This is a genomic window from Sphingobium sp. SG1 (assembly GCF_057063145.1).
On the sequence record NZ_JBVVOJ010000002.1, the window covers coordinates 139,393 to 160,951 of the forward strand.

General features: G+C 64.1%; 15 protein-coding genes. 7 read left to right on the plus strand and 8 right to left on the minus strand.

What is annotated here, in order from left to right; all coding sequences use genetic code 11:
• The first annotated feature begins 47 nt into the window (after positions 1-47).
• Complete coding sequence (locus tag AC0KVN_RS06180; protein WP_435566340.1) at positions 48-1,346, plus strand: carbohydrate porin; 1,299 nt, start codon at positions 48-50, stop codon at positions 1,344-1,346.
• Positions 1,347-1,372: 26 nt separating this feature from the next.
• Here AC0KVN_RS06180 and AC0KVN_RS06185 read toward each other — a convergent pair whose 3' ends face one another.
• Entirely contained in the window at positions 1,373-1,993 is a 621-nt protein-coding gene (locus AC0KVN_RS06185) for a TetR/AcrR family transcriptional regulator (RefSeq protein WP_161732344.1), read from the minus strand.
• An 86-nt stretch (positions 1,994-2,079) separates the two neighbouring features.
• Here AC0KVN_RS06185 and AC0KVN_RS06190 point away from each other — a divergent pair, with 86 nt between their 5' ends.
• From AC0KVN_RS06190 to ligD, 3 genes are all read left to right on the plus strand, one after another.
• Positions 2,080-3,405: an NAD(P)/FAD-dependent oxidoreductase gene (locus AC0KVN_RS06190; protein ID WP_435566341.1), complete on the plus strand. Its 1,326-nt coding sequence runs from the start codon at positions 2,080-2,082 to the stop codon at positions 3,403-3,405.
• A 392-nt stretch (positions 3,406-3,797) separates the two neighbouring features.
• Positions 3,798-4,676: a non-homologous end joining protein Ku gene (gene ku, locus AC0KVN_RS06195; RefSeq protein ID WP_483656008.1), complete on the plus strand. Its 879-nt coding sequence runs from the start codon at positions 3,798-3,800 to the stop codon at positions 4,674-4,676.
• A 3-nt stretch (positions 4,677-4,679) separates the two neighbouring features.
• The gene (gene ligD, locus AC0KVN_RS06200) at positions 4,680-7,193 is read left to right on the plus strand and encodes a DNA ligase D (protein WP_483656009.1); all 2,514 of its coding nucleotides are present in this window, start codon (positions 4,680-4,682) and stop codon (positions 7,191-7,193) included.
• A 72-nt stretch (positions 7,194-7,265) separates the two neighbouring features.
• Here ligD and poxB read toward each other — a convergent pair whose 3' ends face one another.
• From poxB to AC0KVN_RS06225, 5 genes are all read right to left on the minus strand, one after another.
• On the minus strand, positions 7,266-9,011 hold the full coding sequence (gene poxB, locus AC0KVN_RS06205) for a ubiquinone-dependent pyruvate dehydrogenase (protein ID WP_483656010.1): 1,746 nt from the start codon (positions 9,009-9,011) through the stop codon (positions 7,266-7,268).
• Positions 9,012-9,263: 252 nt separating this feature from the next.
• The gene (locus AC0KVN_RS06210) at positions 9,264-10,106 is read right to left on the minus strand and encodes a formate/nitrite transporter family protein (protein WP_483656011.1); all 843 of its coding nucleotides are present in this window, start codon (positions 10,104-10,106) and stop codon (positions 9,264-9,266) included.
• 49 nt (positions 10,107-10,155) lie between these two features.
• Entirely contained in the window at positions 10,156-10,596 is a 441-nt protein-coding gene (locus AC0KVN_RS06215; RefSeq protein WP_483656012.1) for a hypothetical protein, read from the minus strand.
• A complete protein-coding gene (locus tag AC0KVN_RS06220) occupies positions 10,593-12,839 on the minus strand; it encodes an acyl-CoA dehydrogenase (RefSeq protein WP_483656013.1) in 2,247 nt (748 codons plus the stop codon). The genes AC0KVN_RS06215 and AC0KVN_RS06220 overlap by 4 nt, the downstream gene beginning before the upstream one ends.
• 174 nt (positions 12,840-13,013) lie before the next feature.
• Positions 13,014-15,965, minus strand: coding sequence for a PAS domain-containing protein (locus tag AC0KVN_RS06225; RefSeq protein ID WP_483656014.1), 2,952 nt, complete (start codon positions 15,963-15,965; stop codon positions 13,014-13,016).
• Positions 15,966-16,782: 817 nt separating this feature from the next.
• On the opposite strand from AC0KVN_RS06225, the gene AC0KVN_RS06230 reads away from it, so the two are divergent.
• The 3 genes from AC0KVN_RS06230 to AC0KVN_RS06240 are packed head-to-tail and all read left to right on the plus strand — an operon-like array spanning position 16,783 to position 20,116.
• Positions 16,783-18,135, plus strand: coding sequence for an LLM class flavin-dependent oxidoreductase (locus AC0KVN_RS06230; protein ID WP_483656046.1), 1,353 nt, complete (start codon positions 16,783-16,785; stop codon positions 18,133-18,135).
• Complete coding sequence (locus AC0KVN_RS06235; RefSeq protein ID WP_483656015.1) at positions 18,132-19,727, plus strand: FAD-binding protein; 1,596 nt, start codon at positions 18,132-18,134, stop codon at positions 19,725-19,727. Before AC0KVN_RS06230 ends, AC0KVN_RS06235 begins: the two co-directional genes overlap by 4 nt.
• Entirely contained in the window at positions 19,724-20,116 is a 393-nt protein-coding gene (locus AC0KVN_RS06240) for a 4Fe-4S binding protein (RefSeq protein ID WP_483656016.1), read from the plus strand. The genes AC0KVN_RS06235 and AC0KVN_RS06240 overlap by 4 nt, the downstream gene beginning before the upstream one ends.
• Here AC0KVN_RS06240 and AC0KVN_RS06245 read toward each other — a convergent pair.
• Positions 20,113-20,838: an SDR family oxidoreductase gene (locus AC0KVN_RS06245; RefSeq protein ID WP_483656017.1), complete on the minus strand. Its 726-nt coding sequence runs from the start codon at positions 20,836-20,838 to the stop codon at positions 20,113-20,115. The genes AC0KVN_RS06240 and AC0KVN_RS06245 overlap by 4 nt on opposite strands.
• Positions 20,838-21,518 (minus strand): DOPA 4,5-dioxygenase family protein, encoded by a 681-nt coding sequence (locus tag AC0KVN_RS06250; RefSeq protein WP_483656018.1) that lies wholly within the window; start codon positions 21,516-21,518, stop codon positions 20,838-20,840. Before AC0KVN_RS06250 ends, AC0KVN_RS06245 begins: the two co-directional genes overlap by 1 nt.
• Positions 21,519-21,559 lie beyond the last annotated feature (41 nt).

Genomic DNA, 21,559 nt, shown 5'->3' on the forward strand with positions numbered 1-21,559 from the left:
TCATTCATGTCACCGCGCGTTGATGTGCCGCGCGGAAGGGAGGGGCTTTGGCTCAACATCTTCACCTCCATGCCCGCCTGACCCTGGCGACGTTGCTGACCCTGCTGCCGGTTGCGGGCGCCCATGCGCAGGAGGTCGCGCCGGAAAAGCCGGTGACGGCCCCGCGCGAGACGCTGACCGGCGACTGGGGCGGGCTGCGCACGCGGCTGAAGCAGGCGGGCGTCACCGTGCGCGCGGACTATGTCGGCGAAGCCTTTGCCGCGGTCGATGGCGGCCAGCGGCAGGGCAGCGCCTATACCCAGCAATTACGCGCCAGCCTCGATTTCGACATGGACCGGATCGTCGGCCTCTCCGGGGGCATCGTGCATGTCACCATCAACGACCGGCGCGGCGTCGGCCTCTCTTCCGACATCGTCGGCAATCGCCTGCCGATCCAGGAGGCGGCCGGCGGCAATTATACTCGCCTGTCGGAGCTCAGCTACGAACAGAATATCGACAATGGCCGGCTCAATCTGCGCCTGGGCTATTTTGCCATGGGCAATGATCTGGGCGGGATGATCCTGGGCTGCAATTTCGTCAATGCGGCCTTCTGTGCCCATCCGCTGTCGGAATCGGGCAATAGCGGCTGGTATAATTATCCCAATGCCCGCTGGGGCGCGGCGGTGCGTTATCGCATCCGGCCGGATCTAGCGCTGCGCACCGGCGTCTATCAGGTCAATCCCCGCCTCAACGATCCCGACAATGCCTTCCGCCCCTTTGCCGGCGGCACGACCGGCGTGCTGCTGCCGCTGGAGCTGGAATATGATCCCGGCATCGCGCCGGGCAGTCATGTGTTGCCGGGCCATTACAAGATTGGCGCCTATTATGACACGTCACGCGCCGCCCGGCGTGGCGAGCAGGGCATGTTGCGTGGCCGATACGGCGTCTATGCGCTGGCCGACCAGATGATCCTGCGCGAAGGGACGGGCAATCGCGGCCTTTCCGTCTTCGCCCAGTTCACCGCCAATCCGGAGGCGTCGGCCCAGATCACCCACTGGTATGCCGCCGGCCTGGTCAAGACGGGCACTTTTGCCGGCCGGGACGCCGACAGCATCTCGATCGGCATCGTCCATGCGCAGGTCAATCCACGCCTGCGCCGTGCCGAGGCCGATGCGCAGGATATTCCCGGCGGCTATGCCGCGCTGCCGGTGGGCGAGACCGCGATCGAGATGAGCTATGGCATCCAGTTGCGGCGCTGGCTCAGCATCCGGCCGGACGTGCAATATATTCTCGATCCCGGCGCCTTTTCCTACCGCCGCACCAATGATGCGCTGGCGCTGGGCGGCCAGGTCAAGATGCAGTTCTGATCCGTCCCATGGTCTCGGCCCAGCCTTCAGGCGTCTGCCCGGCAATAGCGCAGCACATTGTCGATCACCTGCGCGCGCCGCCGCTCGGCTGCCGCTTCGCTGGTCATGTCGACGCCGAAGATCGCGTGGAAACTGTGGCGGTTGGACACGAAGTAGAAGGCGAGGGCGCTGATCGTCATATGCAGGTCGACGGCGTCCAGCCCGGCGCGGAAGCTGCCATCGGCAATGCCGCGATCGATCAGTGCCTGGGTCTTGGGCAGGACGATCTCATTATGCCCTTGCGAAATCTCGCCGACATGCGGGCCGCCCCGGATATTCTCGTCCATCACCAGCCGCACCAGTTCGGGATGGTTGAAATGATAGTCGAAGGTGAGGGCGGTCAGCCGCTCCAGCGCAGCGAGCGGCGGCAGGTCGCCCAGTTCGGCCTCCAGTTCGGCCGATCTGATGCCGCGATAGGCTTCGGTCAGGACCGCGCGATAGAGCCCGTCCTTGCTGCCGAAATGATAATAGATCATCCGCTTGGACGTCGCGGTCGCCGCCGCGATCTCGTCCACCCGCGCGCCGGCATAGCCTTTCTCCGCGAAATGCTGGGTAGCGATCGCGACGATGTCGCGCCGGTTGCGTTCGGTGAAATTCTGCTTGTCCACGCCTCGCTTTGCGACGCTGGGCGGCCTATTGCAATGCACAACCGGCGCGCCGGATCGCGATCCGCCGGTCTGCCGATCGAGGAGGAATGCGCTTGATCCCCGACAAGAAGACCCAGATCGTCATCGTCGGCGGCGGTGCCGCCGGCCTCGAACTCGCGCGCAAGCTCGGCGCCCGCTACGGCCGCAAGCGGCATGACATCATCCTGATCGATCGCAACCGCACCCATATCTGGAAACCGCTGTTGCACGAGGTCGCCACCGGATCGCTCGACGCCAGCCTGGACGAGGTCGGCTATCGCAGCCACTGCCATCGCTGGGGCTATCGCTATCTCTATGGCACGTTGCAGGGCATCGACCGGACCGCGCGGCGGGTCCATATCGCGCCGGTGTTCGACCCCAAGGGGCGCGAGGTGGTGAGCGCCCATTCGGTGCGTTACGACTATCTGGTGCTGGCCTATGGATCGGTCACCAATGATTTCGGGACGCCGGGCGTCGCCGACAATTGCCTGTTCCTCGATAGCCGCGCCCAGGCCGACAGCTTTCGCGACCAGTTGCTCGACCATTGCCTGCGCGTGTCGCGCGCCATGTCGGCCGATCCCGCATCGGATGCGCGGGTGCGGATCGCGATCGTCGGCGGCGGCGCGACCGGGGTCGAACTGGCGGCCGAACTCTATAACGCCGCCGATGCGCTGGGCTATTATGGGCTGGAGGTGTTCGATCGCCAGCGGCTCGACGTCACCCTGCTGGAGGCCGGGCCGCGTATCCTGCCGGCCTTGCCGGACCGGCTGGCCGACGCCGCGCGCGAGGAACTGGAGGTGCTGGGCGTCAAGGTCCGTGCCGGCGTCGCCGTCACCGCCTCCACGCCGCAGGGAATGGAGACAAAGGATGGCGGCTTCGTCCCCGCCGATCTTCAGGTCTGGGCTGCCGGGGTCAAGGCGGCGGCGATCCGCGATGGCCTGGATGGGCTGGAACTGTCCCGCGCCGGCCAGGTGATCGTGCGCCCGACGCTACAGAGCCAGGCCGACGACCGCGTCTTCGCGATGGGCGATTGCGCCTCCTACACGCCACAGGGCGCCGATCGGCCGATCCCGCCGCGCGCGCAGGCCGCGCATCAGATGGCCGACACGGTGTTCGCCAATCTCGGCCGGCTGATGGCCGATCGCCCGCTCAAGAGCTTCGTCTACAAGGATCATGGCTCGCTGGTGTCGCTCAGCCGCTATTCGACGGTCGGATCGCTGATGGGCAAGCTGGTCGGCGGGCGCATGGCGGTGGAAGGGCGGCTTGCCCGCTTCGTCTATATGTCGCTCTATCGCATGCATCTGCTCGCCGTTCACGGCAATATACGCGGTCCCGCGCTGATCCTGGTCAGTCATATCAACCGCTTCGTGCGCCCCCGCCTCAAGCTGCATTGAGGCGTCGGGCGGCTGCGGCGGCAAGCGACAGGGCATCGCCACAGAATTGCTGCGATCAAGTTGAGACGGGCGGCTGCCTGCGGCCTGGTCTCTCGCCTGAATGCGCCCCTAAGGGCTATTTTCGATGTCTTTGAAATGGTAGCGGAGGAGGGACTTGAACCCCGGACACGCGGATTATTATCTAGTGCTCTCAGAGATGTGAGCATGATACGTGGGTGTGCCTAAGTGTCAACGGCACAAGAAAATTGATCTGCAGTGTTAGAATGCTTCCCGGTTGGCGAGTTCACCGGCCAGTCATCAAGCGCGAAGACCGCGCAAGATGCGATCCCTCTTACATGCTCAGTGCCGGAACCATCTTTCTCGCCGCACGCTCTCGTGTCCGGAGGTCGAATATGCCCGCACGCGCTTTTTGGCAGGGCCAGATCAAGCTGGCACTGGTTTCCATTCCGGTCGAAATCTACCCCGCCACCAAATCCGGCGCTGCGGTCAGCTTCCGTCAGATCCATGAGCCCACGGGCAAGCCCATTCATTATGACAAGGTCGTCACGGGCGTCGGCCCGGTCGATCCTGAGGAGATACTCAAGGGCTTCGAGATATCGAAGGGCAATTATGTCCTGCTGGAGCAGGATGAGATCGAGGCGGTGAAGATCGAGAGTCGCAAGACGCTCGACCTCGTCCAGTTCGTGGAGGCCGATGCGATCGACGTCCTCTATTATGAGAAGCCCTATTTCGTGGTGCCCGCCGATGATCTGGCCGAGGAGGCCTATGCCGTGCTGCGCGACGCGCTGCGCCAGACCAGGAAGGTCGGGCTTGGCCAACTGTCCGTGCGCGGCCGCGAACAGCTTGTCTCGCTCAAGCCCTGCGGGCGCGGAATGGTGCTGGAAGTGCTGCGCTACGCCGACGAGGTGACGAAGGCGCAAACCTACTTCCGTGGCCTGCCCGATGACACCGCCGACGAGGACATGCTGGACCTGGCCGTCAGCATCATCGACAAACGCACGGCCCCCTTCAAGCCGGAGGAGTTTCACGACCGCTATGTCGATGCGCTCCATCGCCTGATCGACAAGAAGAAGAAGGCGAAGGGCAAGCGCATCATCGAGGAGGTCGATGACGAGCCTACGGGCCGCAAGGCGGGCAATGTCATCGACCTGATGGCCGCGCTCAAGAAATCGGCGGGTGAAGCCGGGCGCAAGGCACCGGCAAGGGGCAAGGCACCGGCAAAGGGCAAGGCACCAGCGAAGAAGGCCGCTCCCCGGCGCAAGAGCGCCTGATCCGTGGCGCCAGCCGATCCCCTTGCTCCCTATAATGCCAAGCGCGACTTCAGCCGGACGCGCGAACCCAGGGGCAAGGTCGCCAAGACCGGCGGCAGAAGCTTCGTCGTGCAGAAGCATGCGGCAACGCGCCTGCACTGGGATTTTCGGCTGGAGATCGACGGCGTCCTCAAAAGCTGGGCTGTCACCAGGGGGCCAAGCCTCGATCCGGCCGACAAGCGTCTGGCCGTGCGGACCGAGGATCATCCACTCGACTATGGCGCGTTCGAAGGGAACATCCCCAAGGGCGAATATGGCGGCGGCTCGGTCATGCTCTGGGACCGCGGTACCTGGGAACCGATCCCCGGCAAGCGTGCCGACGACCTGAAGGATGGTCATCTCCACTTCATCCTGCATGGCGAGCGGATGAAAGGGGAATGGCTGCTTGTGCGGATGAAGGGGCGCCCGGGCGAGAAGCGCGAGAACTGGCTGCTCCGCAAGGTAGAGGATAGCCATGCCAGCGACAGCGAAGATCTGGTCGGTCATGCACTGACCAGCGTGCTGACCGACCGCTCAATGGCCCAGATCCAGGCGGACAGCGGCGGCACGCAATCGCTCAAGGGCGCAAGGGGCAAGGCCTTCGCCGACAAGATGCAGGCCGCCAGCTCCCATAACGCCAGGATCAGGACCCGAGCGAAAAGCGGCAAGGGGGAGGGGGCATCGATCCCGCGCTTCGTCAAACCACAGTTCGCCACCCTTGTGGACGATGTGCCCACCGGCAACGACTGGCTGCACGAGATCAAATATGATGGCTATCGCGCCATGATTGCGGTCAAGGGCGGGGCGGTGAAGCTGTTCACCCGCAATGGCCTCGACTGGACCGACAAGTTCGGGCCGCTGGTGGAAGCGATCGCCGCGCTCGATCTGCCGCCTGCCTTGATCGACGGAGAGATCGTGGCCTTTGGCGAGGACGGCAATCCCAGCTTCTCGGCCCTCCAGTCCGTGCTGAAACGCGGCCATGGCGCGCAGCGGCTGGACACGCCCTTCCATCTTTTCGCCTTCGACCTGCTCTTTCTCGACGGCATCGATCTCAGGCCATTGACGACCATCGAACGCAAGGAGCGGCTGGAAGCCTTGCTGGCGGATGGGGCGCCCCCCATCCATGTCGCCGACCATCTGATCGGATCGGGTGAGGCGCTGTTGCAGTCGATGTGCGATGCTCGGCAGGAGGGCATCATCGCCAAGCGGTCGAGCGCGCCCTATCGCAGTGGTCGAACGCGCAGTTGGGTGAAGGTGAAATGCACCCGGCGACAGGAGTTTATCGTCATCGGCTGGACGAAGAGCAAGGCCAAGGGGCGCGCCTTCTCATCCTTGCTCCTCGCCCAGAATGAGGGACGCAAGCTCATCTACAAAGGCAAGGTCGGCACCGGGTTCGACGCGACCAGCATGGCGGATCTGGCCAAGGCGATGGCCTTGCTTGCCACCGACGCTGCACCAGCGCAGGTGCCCCAGGCGGAGGCGCGTGGTGCGCAGTGGATCAAACCCATATTGGTGGCCGAAGTCGCCTTTGCCGAATTTACTGACGAGGCGCGCGTGCGCCATGGCAGTTTCCTGGGCCTGCGCACTGACAAGCCGGCGAGGTCGGTGAAGCCGGAGAAGGTCGCGCCAGCGCCCCTCTCGGCCAGCCATATCAAGATCAGCAACTCTAATCGCGTCCTGTTTCCCGACAGTGGCCAGACCAAGGGCGACCTGGCTGATTATTATGCCAGCATTGCGCCCCTGATGCTGCCCTTCGCTGCAAACCGTCCGATCAGCCTCGTCCGTTGTCCGCAGGGACGGGCAAAGAAATGCTTCTTCCAGAAGCATGATAGTGGCGCTTTTGGCGAGCATGTCCGCCAGTTACCGATCCGGGAGAAGGGGGGCGGGGTGGAGGACTATATCTATGTCGAAGATAGCGATGGTCTGCTCACCTGCGTGCAGATGGGGACCATAGAATTTCATGGCTGGGCGTCACGTGCGGATGCGGTGGAAAAGCCGGACCGGATGATATTCGATCTGGACCCGGACGAGGGCATGGACTTCGCGAGGGTCCGGCAGGCGGCTTATGACATCCGCGATCATCTTGGCGACATCGGCCTCGTCTCCTTTGCCATGCTCTCTGGCGGCAAGGGCGTGCATGTCGTGGTGCCGCTGACCCCCGGCCATGATTGGGACACGCACAAGGATTTTGCCGCCCGCTTTGCCCAGGCGCTTAGCACGGCTGAGCCCGACCGCTTCGTCGCGACCATGAGCAAGGCGAAACGCAAGAACCGCATCTTCATCGACTGGCTACGCAACCAGCGCGGCAGCACGGCGATTCTGCCCTATTCTGCGCGCGCGCGGCCGGGTGCCGCGGTCGCAGTCCCGATCGACTGGGGCGAGCTTGCCGACATGAAGGACGCGCATCCCTTTGACATCGACGATGCTGTTATCCTCTTGAAGAGGGCGAAAGGCTTGAAGGGGTGGGGGTTCGCGGCACAGGGCCTCCCGGAAATATGACGGCGGTGGCTGCGAATGGCCAGCGGCGCCGCCTTCTGCCTTGGCGGCGTCGCCCAAATCTTCGCGCGCTACTCAGAATAGTTTTCGCAGCAGCCCGGCATTGGTCTTGCCAAGTTCGATGATGGCATCGCCGCGCCCGCTCATGATCGCCTTGGCCATATAGAGGGTGAAGCCCTTCATCTGTTCAAGCGTGACCTTGGGCGGGAGTGACAGTTCGGTTCGCGCGGTCACGGCATCCAGCAAGGCCGGGCCGGGATGGGACAAGACGTCCCGCATCGCGCTGTCCAGATCGCCGGGATCGCTCACCCTTACGCCATGGATGCCGATGCTGCGGGCCATGGCGGCAAAATCCGGATTGTCGAGCGCGACACCTGTCTCGACGAGACCGGCCGCCTTCATTTCCATCTCGACAAAGCCCAGGGTGCCGTTGTTGAAAAGGATGATCTTCACTGGAAGGTCGAGCTGCCGCAGGGTCAGTAACTCGCCCATCAGCATCGCCAGGCCGCCATCGCCCGACAAGGTGACGATCTGCCGATCGGGATAGGTAACTTGCGCGCCGATGGCCTGCGGCAGCGCATTGGCCATCGATCCATGGTTGAAGGAGCCAAGCAGCCGGCGACGGCCATTCATCTTGAGATAACGAGCCGCCCAGACCGTCGGCGTACCGACGTCGCAGGCAAAGACCGCGTCGTCGCTTGCCTGTTCGCTCAGAACCCGCGCGACATGCTGGGGATGCAGGATCCCGCCCGGCTTGCCATCGGCAAGCTCGTCCAGTCCCTCGCGCGCCCTGGCATAATTGTCCCTGGCTGAAGCAAGGAAGGCGGTGTCGCGATCGCCTTTCAGCAAGGGCAGAAGGGCTTCGATCGTCGCACCGACATCCCCCACCAGCCCCAGATCGATCGGTGTCCTGCGTCCCAGATTTTCAGGGCGCATGTCGATCTGCGCGACCTTCGCCTTCGTCGGATAGAATTGACGATAGGGAAAATCGGTGCCGAGCATCAGCAGGAGATCGCAGGCCATCATCGCTTCATAGCCCGACGAGAAGCCGATCAGGCCGGTCATGCCCACATCATAGGGATTGGCATGTTCGACCCATTCCTTGCCGCCCAGCGCGTGAACGATCGGGGCCTGGAGCGCGCCGGCAATTTGCAGCAATTGGGTATGGGCATCCCTGCAGCCTCGCCCGGCAAGGATCGTGACGCGCCCAGCCTCGTTGAGCAGGGTTGCCAGTTTCTCGATCTCGCGGGGCGCCGCGTGGATCAGGGGCCTGGCGGGCAGGAGCGCCTCGATTGATCGCGCGAGTTTTCCCTCGGCGGCCTGCAGCGCCACGTCGCCCGGAATCGATACGACCGCAACGCCACGATGCCCAACCGCAGCACGTATAGCTGTCTCGAGCGTCCGCGGCATCTGGTCAGGATCGGAAATGGTCTCGCAATAGACGCTGCAATCCCTGAATAGGGCTTCGGGCCTGGTTTCCTGAAAATAGTTGGAGCCTATCTCGGCACTGGGGATCTGGGCCGCGATGGCAAGGACGGGAACACGGGTGCGATGGCAATCATAGAGGCCGTTGATCAGATGCATGTTTCCTGGGCCACAGGACCCCGCGCAAACGGCCAGTTCGCCGGTCAGTTGCGCCTCCGCACCGGCAGCAAATGCGCCTGCCTCCTCGTTGCGAACATGGATCCAGTCGATCTTGCCCTGGCGCCGCAGGCTTTCGGTGATGCCATTGAGGCTATCGCCCACCACGCCATAAATGCGTTTTACCCCAGCCAGATGGAGCGTCTGGGTGAAGAGGTCGGAAACAGTCATTCTGGACATTGGCGAGCTCCGGGCAAGGTATCAGGATTTCGGGGCCTCTCCTGGCACGGACCGTTGCATTGGATGCCCCCGCCTCGCACCCGCGCCGTCCTTCCAACACATGAACCAGGCGATCGTTGCGTGGCTCGACGGGCGATGCGGCCATCATGTCGATCCAGGCTTCGAACGGGTGTCATTCCGCCCGCGGCAGGCGCCATCCGACCTTTTCTGCAGCACACCAACCGCCTTGGCGGCCATGCCGGCGTCGCGCGCTCATTCGGTCAGGTCGCTTCGCATCTGCCCATGGGCCAGGACCGCGAACAGGCCGCTACCACCGATGATGTTGCCGAGGAGCGCAGGCAGAGAGAAGCCGAACCAGGCCTGCTGGAAACTGACCTCGCCGCTCAGCCAGAGGAAGCTGATCTGGGACGAGCCGGTGACGACATGCGAAAAGCCGCCAAGGCCGATGACATAGGTCAGAAGGAAGATTACCCAAAATTCGCTGCCCCTGGCATTGGGCAGGGCCCAGGCAATCGCGGCCATGATGAAGCCCGCCGGAATGCCGAGCATCAGGGTTTTCGACCAGTCCTGCCATTCGAGCTTGGCGAGAATATCCAGCGCCACGATGCGCTGTTCATGCGTGATGATGACCTCACCGGCCATCAGCGCGCTCACGAGCGTGACGCCGACAAGGTTCCCCGCCAGCACGCAGCCCCACAGGCGCGCGAGCCGGCCCAGATTGCCAAGGCTCGGACGGGTCGCGACCGGCAGCACCGCTGTGACCGTGCTCTCGGTAAAGAGCTGCAGCCGCCCCATGATCACGATCAGATATCCGACCGGATAGCCTAGCAGATAGATGAGGGTCGCCCAGTCTGTGTCGGGCAGCCTTGCCCGCAGGAACAGTTCGCACATGAGCGACAGGGTGATCGCGAGGCCGGCGGCCAGGCCAGAAAGCAAGAGCGCGAGGATCGGTCGATCCAACTCCTCCTCGCCCTGGAGCCGCACGACCTCATGGACGACCTTTGCCGAACCCGTGCTACGCTCCTCGACATGCGCGGCCTCTTCTGCGTCAAGATCGGGGTGCGGGCTATCCTTGGCTTCATGCATCTGGACCATTCCCCTATCTGCCGAGATGACGCCTGCCCTGGTCGCCGCTTTCCTGTCCTTACTGTCCGGCACTGCGCAGGGCCCCCAGGATGAGCGCACGGTAGCTATGCTCCCTGACGCCATGGGGCGCATCCAGCCCCATGCGCTCGAGCGCGGCGAATTCCGCTTCGTCGGGCTGACCACCGCGCAGGCCGCGGGCAACCAGAGCGGCCAGCTGGGCGGGCCTTGCCGCATGGTCTGCCAGATATTGCATCACCCGCAGCAACTGCAGCTCGATCCGCGTAAAGTCCGTGCCGAACGGGAAGGGCGGAAATGTCGCGGTGGGCAGGACCGCGTCGATCCGCTCGGGCAGATTATCCCTGTGCACTTCGGGAATGTCCCAGTCGATCTCTATCTTGCCCCCGAACCGTGCCTTCAGATCGACAGGCGTGAAGGGAGCGCCGCGCGCTTTCGGAAAAGGCGTGCGGGTGCCATCGACAATATCGACCGCCCGGCTCATTCGGCGGCCTGCGCCAGATCCGATGCAGCGGGATTGCGCCGCAGATCCTCGGGCGCGAAATCATCCACGGCGATGACGTCCGCGACCGCGCGATCGGCTTCTTCAAGCTGCGCCAGTTCTGCGCTCGACAGCAGGCCGCGCTCGCGCGCCTTGGCCCAATCCTTGATCCGTGCCTTGCGCAGCCGGTCGTGGATCGGCTGGGTATCAACCATCAGGCGGAAGGCTTCGGTCAGGCGGCCGACAGGTTCTTCCGGGCCGCCGATGAAGACATTGTCGATCAGCCGTTCGCGCGCTGGGCAGGGTTCCAGGATGATCTGCGCGCACTGGCGGATGGTCCGGTCCGTCGGGCCATGACGACGGCGGCCGAACGGCAGGATGAACAGGCGCAGCATCCAGCCTACGGGCCGCGCGGGAAAATTCTCGATGATCTCGACGAATCTTTGTTCGATCGTGGCAAAGCCGCTGTCCATGCACCAGGCGAGCAGGGGAAGGTCATCATCCTGTCGCCCTTCATCCTCCCAGCGTTTGAGCGCACCTGAAAGAAGATAGAGTTCCGACAGTATGTCGCCCAGCCGGGCGGACAGGAGTTCGCGCCGCTTGAGCTCACCGCCCAGGGTCAGGAAGGCAATGTCGGATATGAACGCAAAGGCCGCGGCATAGCGGCTCATCTGGCGATAATAGCGGGTCGCGCGCCCGGCCTTGGGTACCGGTGCAAACAGGCCGCCGGTCCAGTTGCGCGCGAAGGCGCGGATCGCGGTCTTGAGCGCGTGGCCGACATGCTTCCACAGCACATCGTCGAACTGCGCCAGCGCCCGCCCGCGATTGGCATCTGCGACCGCGCGGATCTCCTTGAGCAGATAGGGATGGGAGCGGATTGCGCCCTGGCCGAACACCATCAGGCTGCGGGTGAGGATATTGGCGCCCTCGACCGTGATCCCGACCGGGATCGCGCGATACTGGTTGCCGAGATAATTATTGGGTCCGTCGATCACGCCCTTGCCGCCATGCACATCCATCGCGTCGTTGATGACGGTCCGCATGCGCTCGGTCGCATGCAGCTTGAGGATCGAGGAAATGACGGCGGGGTGGTTCCCCTGATCGAGCCCAGCGCAGGTGAGGCGGCGCGCGCCATCGAGTAGATAGGCATTGGCCGCGATCCGCGCCAGACGCTCCTGTATCCCCTCGAACTTGCCGATCGGCAGGTTGAACTGGGAGCGGACCCGCGCATAGGCGCCGGTCGTATGGGCCGCAAAGGCGCCGGCTGCTGCAGACAGGGAAGGCAGGGAAATGCCCCGGCCGGCCGCCAGCGCGCTCATCAGCATTTTCCAGCCCTGGCCGACGCGATCGGGGCCGCCAATGATGTTATCGAGCGGGATGAACACGTCATGGCCCTCATTGGGGCCGTTCTGGAAACTCTGCATCGAGGGGATATGCCTGCGCCCGATCGACACGCCGGGCAGGTCGGTGGGGACCAGCGCGACCGTGATCCCGATCTCTTCATGCCCGCCCAGCAGATGGTCGGGATCGCGCAGCTTGAAGGCGAGGCCCAGCAAGGTCGCAACCGGACCCAGGGTGATATAGCGCTTGCGCCAGTTGAGGCGCATGCCCACCACCTCCTCGCCATCCCACTGGCCTTTGCAGATGACGCCTTCGTCGACCATTGCGGCGGCATCGGAGCCGGCTTCCGGGCTGGTCAGGCCGAAAGCGGGAATTTCACGTCCGTCCGCCAGCCGCGGCAGCCAGTAGCGCTGCTGCTCCTTTGTCCCGAAGCGCAGGATGAGTTCGCCCGGCCCCAGGCTGTTGGGAACCATGGCGGTGACGGCCGCGGACACGGATCGGGTCGCGATCTTGCGGACAATCTCGCTATGGGCGAAATTGGAAAAGCCAAGGCCGCCATGTTCCTCGGGAATGATGATCCCGAAGAATTTTTCCTGCTTGAGATAGTCCCATGCTTCCTGCGACAGGTCGTGCGTTTCCCAGGTCATGCGCCAGTCGTCGATCATGCCGCACAGCTGTTCGACCGGCCCATTCATGAATGCCTGCTCCGCATCGGTTAGCCGGGCGGGCGGCACGGCAAGGAGCTGATCCCAGTCCGGATTACCGGTAAAAAGAGCGGCGTCCCACCAGCTGTTGCCAGCCTCGATCGCTTCGCTCTCCGTAGCGGAAAGGGCGGGCAAGGCTGCCTCGACGAGGGAGAAGATCGGGCGGGTCAGGATTTCACGGCGGGCATTGGCAAGCATCATCTCTGTCCTTTTTGCTTGCCCCATGAACGCGGAAGACCCCGCACATGATCCGTCGTCTGTGGAAGTCGTTGCTGGATGCTGGCCGCAAAATGGCAGTCGCCAGCCGGAGGCCGGCTAGCGCTGTTGGTGATGCTATCGACAGGTGCGTTGGCTGATTGGTCGTGGCCTGAAGGATCAGGGGAGCATGTCGCCAATTCTCTTGGCCAGCGCGTCCATTGCGAAGGGTTTGGTCACCAGCGCCATGTTCGGCGCCAATTGTCCGTTACCGATGACGGCATTTTCAGCATAGCCGGTAATGAACAGGATCTTGAGATCGGGCAGGAGGCTGAGCGCGGCATCGGCCACCTGGCGACCGTTCATGCCACCAGGTAGCCCGACATCCGTGATAAGCAGATCGAAGGCCGCACCATTTTGCAGCAGCCGCATGGCGCCTGGACCATCCATTGCCTCCTGCACATCATAGCCCAGTTCCTGCGCAATCTCGACGACGAGGAGGCGTACCGTGGGTTCATCATCGACCACCAGGATACTGCCCCGTTTCGTCGCCTTGTCGGCGGCCATCGCGGGCAGGAGAGGGGGAGGGGATGCGTCGTCAATCCCTTCGTCCTCCATGAAATGGCGGGGCAGATAGATGCACATGGTCGTGCCCGTGCCGATCTCGCTATAGATCCGGACGTGCCCGCCGGACTGGCGGGCAAAACCATAGATCATGGACAGGCCAAGGCCGGTGCCTTCGCCCAGGGGCTTGGTCGTGAAGAAGGGATCGAAGGCGCGGGAAATCACCTCGGGCGTCATGCCCGTGCCGGTGTCGGTCACGCAGATCGAGACATATTGGCCCGGTTCCAGATCGCGCTCGCGCGCGGCCGTGTCGTCCAGCCACTTGTTTGCAGTCTCGATCGTGATGCGTCCCCCGTCCGGCATCGCGTCGCGCGCATTGATGCAGAGGTTGAGCAGCGCATTTTCAAGCTGGTTGGGATCGACCAGGGTCGTCCAGATACCGGCCTTGCCGACAGTCTCGACCTCGATCTGTGGTCCCACCGTGCGCCGGATCAGCTCTTCCAGATCGAAGATCAGGCGGTTGGAATTGACCGGTTTGGGATCAAGCGTCTGCCGGCGGGAGAAGGCGAGCAGGCGGTGGGTGAGCGCCGCGGCGCGGCGGACGGCGCCCTGGGCTGCGACGGAATATTTGTCGATCTCGCCGACCCGGCCCTGCGCTATGCGTATCTGCATCATTTCCAGGGCGCCGGAAATGCCCGTCAGCAGATTGTTGAAATCATGGGCAAGGCCACCTGTCAGCTGGCCGACCGCTTCCATCTTCTGCGATTGGCGCAGGGCCTCTTCAGCCCTGTCGCGCTCGGCCGTCTTGGTCTCGACCTCCTCGGCAAGCCTGTGGCGATCCTCCTCGAGCTGCCGCTCGATCGCCTTGCGGGCGGACATGTCCTGCATCGCGCCGACCATGCGCAACGGTTCCCCGGCAGGACCGCGTAGGACATAGCCGCGATCGAGGACATCGGCATAGCCGCCGTCGCCGCGGGCGAAGCGATATTCGTCGGTCCAGTCGGTGCCTTCGCCATCGATCACCGCATGGATGCTGTCGTTGATCCGCTGTCGGTCATCCGGGTGGATATGGTCCAGCCACCATTCGCCGGTCGGTTCGACATTTTCGAGCCTGTGGCCATAGGCATGTTCAAGGGCGATGTTCCAGGTCACATGATCGTCACGGAAATTCCAGTCCCACACCGCATCATTGGTGGCCCGACCGGCGAGGCGCAGCCGCTCCTCCACTTCCCGCAAACTGGCCTGCGCCTGACGGTCGGCGGTGACGTCCTGCACGGTACCGATAAGGCGGATCGGGGCCTGGCCCTCGAACATCGCCAGGCCCTGGGCATGGATGTGCCGCTCGACGCCATCCTCGATCCCGATCGTGCGATACTCGGTGTCGAAAATGCCGGTGCCGGCCGGATCGAGCGCGGCGCGCACCGCTGCATCGGCCCCTTCCCGATCATCGGGGTGCAGGCCGGCCAGAAAGGCGGTTTCATAGCTGACGGGTGCGCCGGGATGCAGGCCGAAGAGGGCGCGACAGCGATCGTCCCATTCAAGCTGTCCGGTCTGCGGCCAATAGTCGAACTGCCCAAGGCGGGCGGCGCGCGTGGCGAGTTCCAGCTTCTCCCGGCTTGTGGCCAGGGCTTCGCTCGAAAGATGCGATGCGGTCACGTCGGTGGCCGTACCGAACCACTCAAGGATATTGCCGTCATCGTCAAGAATGGGCACGGCGCGCGACGCGGTCCAGCCGATGGTACCATCGGCCTGGCGAACCCGATGTTCGAGTACGAAGGGCATTCTGGTTTCGATGGCCCTTGCAACCGCATCCTGCACGATGGCCTGGTCATCGGGCGGGATATAAAGCTCAAGCCAGCGAACCGATGGCGCCTGCGTATCGATCAGGAAACCGCGGCCATCGAGCTGGCGCATTTCCTGCCAGTCGGCGCTCATCTGGTATATGGCGTCGGACGTCGCGCCGACCAGAGCGCTGAAGCGCGCCTCGCTTTTCTCCAGCCGGGACTGTTCTTCCGCGATCCTACGGGCATCGGCAAATTTCTGCGTGACGTCCACCGCGACGTCGAGAACCCCTGCAATCTCCCCCGCGTCGTTGCGCAGCGGGCTGTAGCAAAAGGTCCACCAGGTGTCCTCGGCATAGCCATTGCGGGTCATGACGAGATGCATGTCTTCGACCGAGACCGTCTCGCCGCCAAGCGCCCGGTCTATCAGGGGCGAAAGCTCATGCCAGATCTCGGGCCAGACATCGCGCATCGGCTGGCCAAGCGCCGATGGATGACGGGCTCCGAGGAAGGGCGCATAGGCATCATTGTAAAGGAAGATCTGTGTTTCACCCCAGGCAATGAACATCGGAAAATCCGATGCGAGCGCGAGTTCGACCGTGGTGCGCAGCGCAATTGGCCAGTTGGCCCTGGCGCCCAATGCCGTGTTCTCCCAGGGGAAGGAGGACAGCGTCGTCCTGAGCGATTCCGCGGGTGCAGGCGCTGGAGAAAAGATGGAAGCCGTGGCATCGGGGTAGGGCGACTTGGCTATGCGGTCATCGGGCACGATGGGTGTGCTTCCTTTCATTTCGCGCCCTTAACGTAATCGCGCCCGATTTGATCCATGGATTTAATCTTGTCGGACGGCGGATCATGCTATTTCCGAATGTGGGTTGGATGATGTCGAGATCAGCGCAGTCGTCGAATTGGCAGAAGGTCTCTATCACGACGGCTGCTGAAGCCTCTTTCGCATCCGCGCATCACTTTGTCAGTTCACGTCCTAGGCGGCGTGGACCCGAGCTAAGCGTCCGGCATTCTGGTTTGTTGACCGCGAGTTCGTCTGAATAATGGGTTTGCGGCAATGTGGCTGATTGGCGGAGCACTTTAGTAACGACCGCAGCGGTCGGTCCAGGATCGCACCATTCCGACCGCTCTGTCGCCGATGTCGCCCGCAGGAGCGGAAGATACCCGGCACGCGGAGCCGGAAGCGCTTGCAGGAAAATGTGGCGGCCGTGTTCTTTACGCTCGATCAGGCAGCGATGGCGGAACTGGAGCTATTAGCCCGAAGTTAGGGGAATTTCCGTCTGATCCAAATGTAGCCGAGATCTCGATCTGGGCGCTTGGCTAGCGAAGGTGACGACCCAAATCAGTCATTTGTTCGCGGATTTTCGGTTCCCTCAACCGGACCGGCTGCTTTCTCACACCATCGGCGCAAAGCGGCGCTCGAAGTTGCTGACATGCAAGCAGCATCATTTGGAGGTGATTTGCGGGTGATAAGCTTGGCCATTTCGTTACGTCCCTCTATCATAACCTGTCGATCAATCTTTCCCAACAGCCTATAAGAAGCTCTCGTTATTCCGGTGGGACCGGCACGGTTACGGTCGTCGCATTCAAGGGAGACGATGATGGCCGACCAACCGCACCGCCAACTGCATCTGGGCGCGATCCTGGAGGGGGTGGGCGCCAACCAGTCGAGTTGGCTCGATCCTGATCTGCCGGGCGACGCCAGCATCGATATCGGCTGGTATATCGATCAGGCGCGACTGGCCGAGGCGGCCGGCTTCGACCTCGTCTTCATCGTCGATTCCCCCTATATCACGCCCGATACGGCGCCGCATTTTCTCAACCGGCTGGAGCCACTGACCCTGCTGTCGGCGGTTGCCGCGTCGACGTCGCGCATCGGCCTCGTCGGCACGCTCACCACCTCCTATTGGGAACCCTATAATGTCGCGCGCCAGTTCGGCTCGCTCGATCATATCAGCCATGGCCGGGCCGGCTGGAACGTGGTCACCACGGGTCTTGAAGGGGCTGCTCGGAATTATGGCCGGGAAGAGCATTTCGACCATGGCGTGCGCTATGCGCGTGCCCGCGAGTTCGTCGATGTCGTGCAGGGACTGTGGGACAGTTATGAGGATGATGCCTTCCCGCGCGATCGGGCAAGCGGCATCTTTCTCGACAAGGCCAAGCAGCATCGGCTCGATCACAAAGGCGCGCATTTCTCGGTCGCAGGACCGCTGGCGCTCAGCCGTTCGCGTCAGGGGCAGCCCGTCATCTTCCAGGCCGGTGACAGCGATGAAGGCCGCAAGCTGGGCGCGCAGATCGCCGAGGGCATCTTCACTATCGGCGCGGATTTCGACAGCGCGCGCACCTATTATGCGGACCTCAAGGCGCGCGCCGCAGCGATCGGACGCAATCCCGACCATATCAAGATTCTCGCCGGTCTGACGCCGATCATTGCCGACAGTGATGAGGAGGCCCAGGCGATCGATGCCGCTGGTCGCGGCGCGCTCGATCTTGGCAAGCTGCTGGTGCAACTCGGCCGTGCGTTCAACTATCATGACTTCGCTCAATATGGTCTGGACGAACCATTCCCGGATCTGAGCGGTGTCACGCTCAACAGCTATAAGGGACAGGCCGAGCGGATCATCCGGACAGCGCGGGACGAGGGCCTGACGCTGCGCCAGGCGGCTTATCGCTTCGGCGACTGGAGATCCCAGTTCATCGGCTCGCCCGAAACGGTCGCGAACGAGATCGAGCGCTGGTTCAGGGAAGGGGCCGTCGACGGCTTCCTGCTACAGGTCACCCGGCCCGAACCGTTCCGCCGCTTCCGTGAAGAGGTGGTGCCGATCCTGCAAGCGCGGGGTCTGTTCCGCACCGAATATGCGCATGACACGCTGCGCGGCCATCTTGGCCTGCCGGTGCCGGAAAACCGCTACAGCGCGATTGTGCCTTCGCCCGCTGCTGTCGCTGCCGAATGAACGAAGCCGCGCCGATCACGCGCAGCGCCGATGTCCTGATCATCGGCGGCGGCATGGCCGCCTGCTGGGCGGCTATCATGGCGGCACAGGCGGGCGCCGACGTGCTGCTGGTGGATAAGGGTTTTGTCGGGACCAGCGGCGTCACGGCGACCGGCGGTCCCAATCATTGGTGGGTCGCGCCCGAGCCTGGCCGGCGCGAGGCCGCGATCGAGGAGCGTTACGGCCGCAGCTTTGGCCTGGCCGAACGGGCCTGGATGGCGCGCATCATCGATGAAACCTGGCGTGCCCTGCCGCAACTGGCGGGCTATTATCCCTTCGCCGGCGACGGCCGGGTCGGCACTTTCTACTCCGGTGTGCGCGGGCCGGAATATATGCGCGCCCTGCGCCGCTTTGCGCAGGATGCCGGTGTCACCATATTGGATCATCATCCTGCGCTGGAACTGCTGCTGCATGCCGATGGATCGGTGGCGGGGGCGGCTGGCTATGCGCGGCTGAAGCAACAGGCCTGGACAGTGCGGGCGGGTGCGGTCGTGATCGCGACCGGCGGCTGCGCCTTCCGATCCGGGCTGATCGGAAGCCATGGCAATAGCGGCGACGGATTGCTGATGGCGGCGGAGGCCGGCGCGGTGCTGTCGGGCATGGAATTTTCCGTATCCTATTCCCTCTCGCCGGCCTGGAATTCGACCCGGACGCTGCCCTATTTCGCAGCCCGCTTCTTCGATACCGAAGGCCGCGAACTGGATGTGCCGCCACCGATGAGCGGGGAGGCGGCGCATCTGCGTGCCCTGGCCCGCGCGCTGGAGGCTGGACCGGTACTGGCCGACCTGTCCGACGCGCCGGACGCTCTGAAACAAGGCCTGCGTCGTATCCAGCCCGCCTCGCTCGCGCCGTTCGAGCGCAAGGGGATCGATCTGTTCCGCGATCGCTTCCCGGTGCGACTATTCGGCGAAGGCACGGTCCGCGGCACCGGCGGGCTGCAGATCGTCGGCGACGGCTGCGAGACCAGCGTCGCCAATCTCTATGCGGCGGGTGACAGCGCCACGCGCGAACTGGTTGCCGGCGCCACCAGCGGTGGCGGCGCGCAAAATGCCGCCTGGGCGCTCACCTCCGGCCGGATCGCCGGCGCCGCTGCGGCGGCCCATGCACGTCGGACCGGACGACGAGGCGACACGCCGGTGCTGGCGGCCGGCACGGCAGGCCTGCGGCCCGCTTCCACCGCACGGCTTCCCGACGCCGGTGAGGGTCTGCCGATCATCCAGGCCGCCACCATCGGCTATGATGCGGCGCTCTGGCGCTGCGCGGACAAGCTTGTGCGGCACCGGGACGCGGTCGAGGCCGTCTGGCGCACGATCGCGGATCATGGCCGTGCGGAGGGGCTGGGGGCGGTGGCCTTGCGCGAACATGCGGCGATGGCGGCGTGTGCGCGCTGGGTCCTGGCGGCGGCGCTGGCGCGCGACGAAAGTCGCGGCATGCATATGCGCATCGATCGGCCGGGGACCGATCCGGCGCAGCAGAGCCGCTTGCTGGTCGCAGGGCTGGATCACGTCTGGACCCGTCCGGAACGGCCCGCAGCGCAGGGGATCGCCGCATGATCGCGCAGATATTCGAGGAGCGCTGCACCGGTTGCCAGAACTGCGTGACGGCCTGTCCCACCCATGTCTTCGATGCCGGAACTGACGGGGTGCCGCTGATCGCACGGCTGGACCAGTGCCAGACCTGTTTCATGTGTGAACTCTATTGCCCGGCCGATGCCCTCTATGTCGCGCCCGAGCAGGAGGGCGCACCAAGCCTGTCCGCCGCTGAGGCGCTGGCCATGGGGCATGTCGGGCGGCTATGCCATGATTATGGCTGGGATCGCGATGCACCGCCCGAGGCGCCGCATCTGCAGGACTTCTGGCAACTCGGCCCCTTGTTGCGCGAAGGGGCGGAGATTGCCGCCCGCCGTTATGCCGCGCGACGGGCGGACACGGACATCGCCTAGCGGAAACTATAGCCGCCATCGCAGAACAGGGTGGCGCCGGTCATGTTGCCATTGTCGAGCAGGAACAGGGCCGCCTGCGCCTGTTCCTCGACTTGGGCGGGGCGTCCGGTCAGGCAAAGTCCGTTCCAATGGGCGTAGGCGGTCTCACGCTGCGGCGCGGGGCGACGCCGCCACAGGTCGCTGTCGGTGGTGCCGGGAGACAGGCAATTGACCCGGATCGGGGACAATTCGAACGCGAGGCCGCGCGCCAATCCCTCCAGCGCTGCATTGCAGGCGGCATAGGCCGGCGCGCCGATCGGCCTGACCGAGGCCGCACCCGACATCAGCACGACCGATGCTGTCTGCCTTAACACCGGCAAGGCGGCGTGGACGGTCCAATATTGCCCCCAGAATTTGGCGTCGAACAGCGCCTGGCTTGTATCAACATCGCCGTCACGAAAGGCCCCGGTGCGATAGCTGGCGGCCGGGGTGAATAGTCCGTCGAGCGCCGGCACATCGGTGAAGAAGGCCGCGATCGACGCGCGATCGCCAGTGTCGATGGAGCGGGCAGAGGCCTGCTCCCCCAATGTCGCGATGGCGCTGGCCAGCCGGTCGGGCGATCGTCCGCCGATCAGCACTCTGTCGCCGCGCGCGACCAGCAATTTCGCCAGGGCAAGGCCGATGCCGCTGCTGCCGCCGACGATGGCATAATGCCGGCCCGCTTGTTCCGTCGCAGCGCCCATCAGCTACGCTCGATTGCGACCGTCGGCCGGGTATTGGGATAGATTTGTTCCACGGCCGGCTCGCCAGCCGCAAGGTCCGGCTTCTTCATGCCATAGGCGTTGACCGGCTGCGACCGGTTCACCCACAAGGCATAATGGAGATGGTCGGCGCGCGGATCGTCGGTATTGGGGTGGACGAGGATGGTCAGGCCCAGGCTGTTGAGCTGGAGCCAGGGCAGGATCAGCGGCTGCAGTTCGGTGCCGAAGCCGAAATAGAAGGATGGCGTGACATGCGGGCCGCGCGGCTCCGCATTCCAGTTGCCCAGTTCCACCGCAAAGCGTTCCGCCGTCCATTGCCGGATGCGGACCGCCTTCTCGTAACTATCCTCGTCGAAATAGATATGGGCATGATAGCTTTTGATATCGGTATAGGCGCGGGGCCGATCGGGCAGACCATGCTCCTCGCCGGGGCGCACCGCCAGGGGACGGGGCGTCGGTTCCGTGGCGGTGGCATAGCCCCAGGGGCTCTTGCCTATTTGGGCGGCGATGGCGGCGGGAGAGGGCGCTGGGGTAGCGGCAAAGGCCGGTGCGCCGATCAGGCCACCGGCAGCGGCAAGCCCGCCGGCGCGCAGCAATTGCCGGCGGCCGGGGGAGAGAAGATCGGCCCAATGCTGGTCGATCGGGTCATGGGTCTGGGACATGTCCGGTTCCTTGTTCTAAGATTTTGGAAATGAAGCGCCGC

Bases quoted from the DNA above. Each gene is read 5' to 3' on its own strand.
- AC0KVN_RS06190 (WP_435566341.1), top strand. From the start codon at position 2,080: ATGCGCTTGATCCCCGACAAGAAGACCCAGATCGTCATCGTCGGCGGC.
- ku (WP_483656008.1), top strand. From the start codon at position 3,798: ATGCCCGCACGCGCTTTTTGGCAGGGCCAGATCAAGCTGGCACTGGTT.
- poxB (WP_483656010.1), bottom strand. From the start codon at position 9,011: ATGTCCAGAATGACTGTTTCCGACCTCTTCACCCAGACGCTCCATCTG.
- AC0KVN_RS06210 (WP_483656011.1), bottom strand. From the start codon at position 10,106: ATGGTCCAGATGCATGAAGCCAAGGATAGCCCGCACCCCGATCTTGAC.
- AC0KVN_RS06215 (WP_483656012.1), bottom strand. From the start codon at position 10,596: ATGAGCCGGGCGGTCGATATTGTCGATGGCACCCGCACGCCTTTTCCG.
- AC0KVN_RS06220 (WP_483656013.1), bottom strand. From the start codon at position 12,839: ATGATGCTTGCCAATGCCCGCCGTGAAATCCTGACCCGCCCGATCTTC.
- AC0KVN_RS06225 (WP_483656014.1), bottom strand. From the start codon at position 15,965: ATGAAAGGAAGCACACCCATCGTGCCCGATGACCGCATAGCCAAGTCG.
- AC0KVN_RS06230 (WP_483656046.1), top strand. From the start codon at position 16,783: ATGGCCGACCAACCGCACCGCCAACTGCATCTGGGCGCGATCCTGGAG.
- AC0KVN_RS06235 (WP_483656015.1), top strand. From the start codon at position 18,132: ATGAACGAAGCCGCGCCGATCACGCGCAGCGCCGATGTCCTGATCATC.
- AC0KVN_RS06240 (WP_483656016.1), top strand. From the start codon at position 19,724: ATGATCGCGCAGATATTCGAGGAGCGCTGCACCGGTTGCCAGAACTGC.
- AC0KVN_RS06245 (WP_483656017.1), bottom strand. From the start codon at position 20,838: ATGGGCGCTGCGACGGAACAAGCGGGCCGGCATTATGCCATCGTCGGC.
- AC0KVN_RS06250 (WP_483656018.1), bottom strand. From the start codon at position 21,518: ATGTCCCAGACCCATGACCCGATCGACCAGCATTGGGCCGATCTTCTC.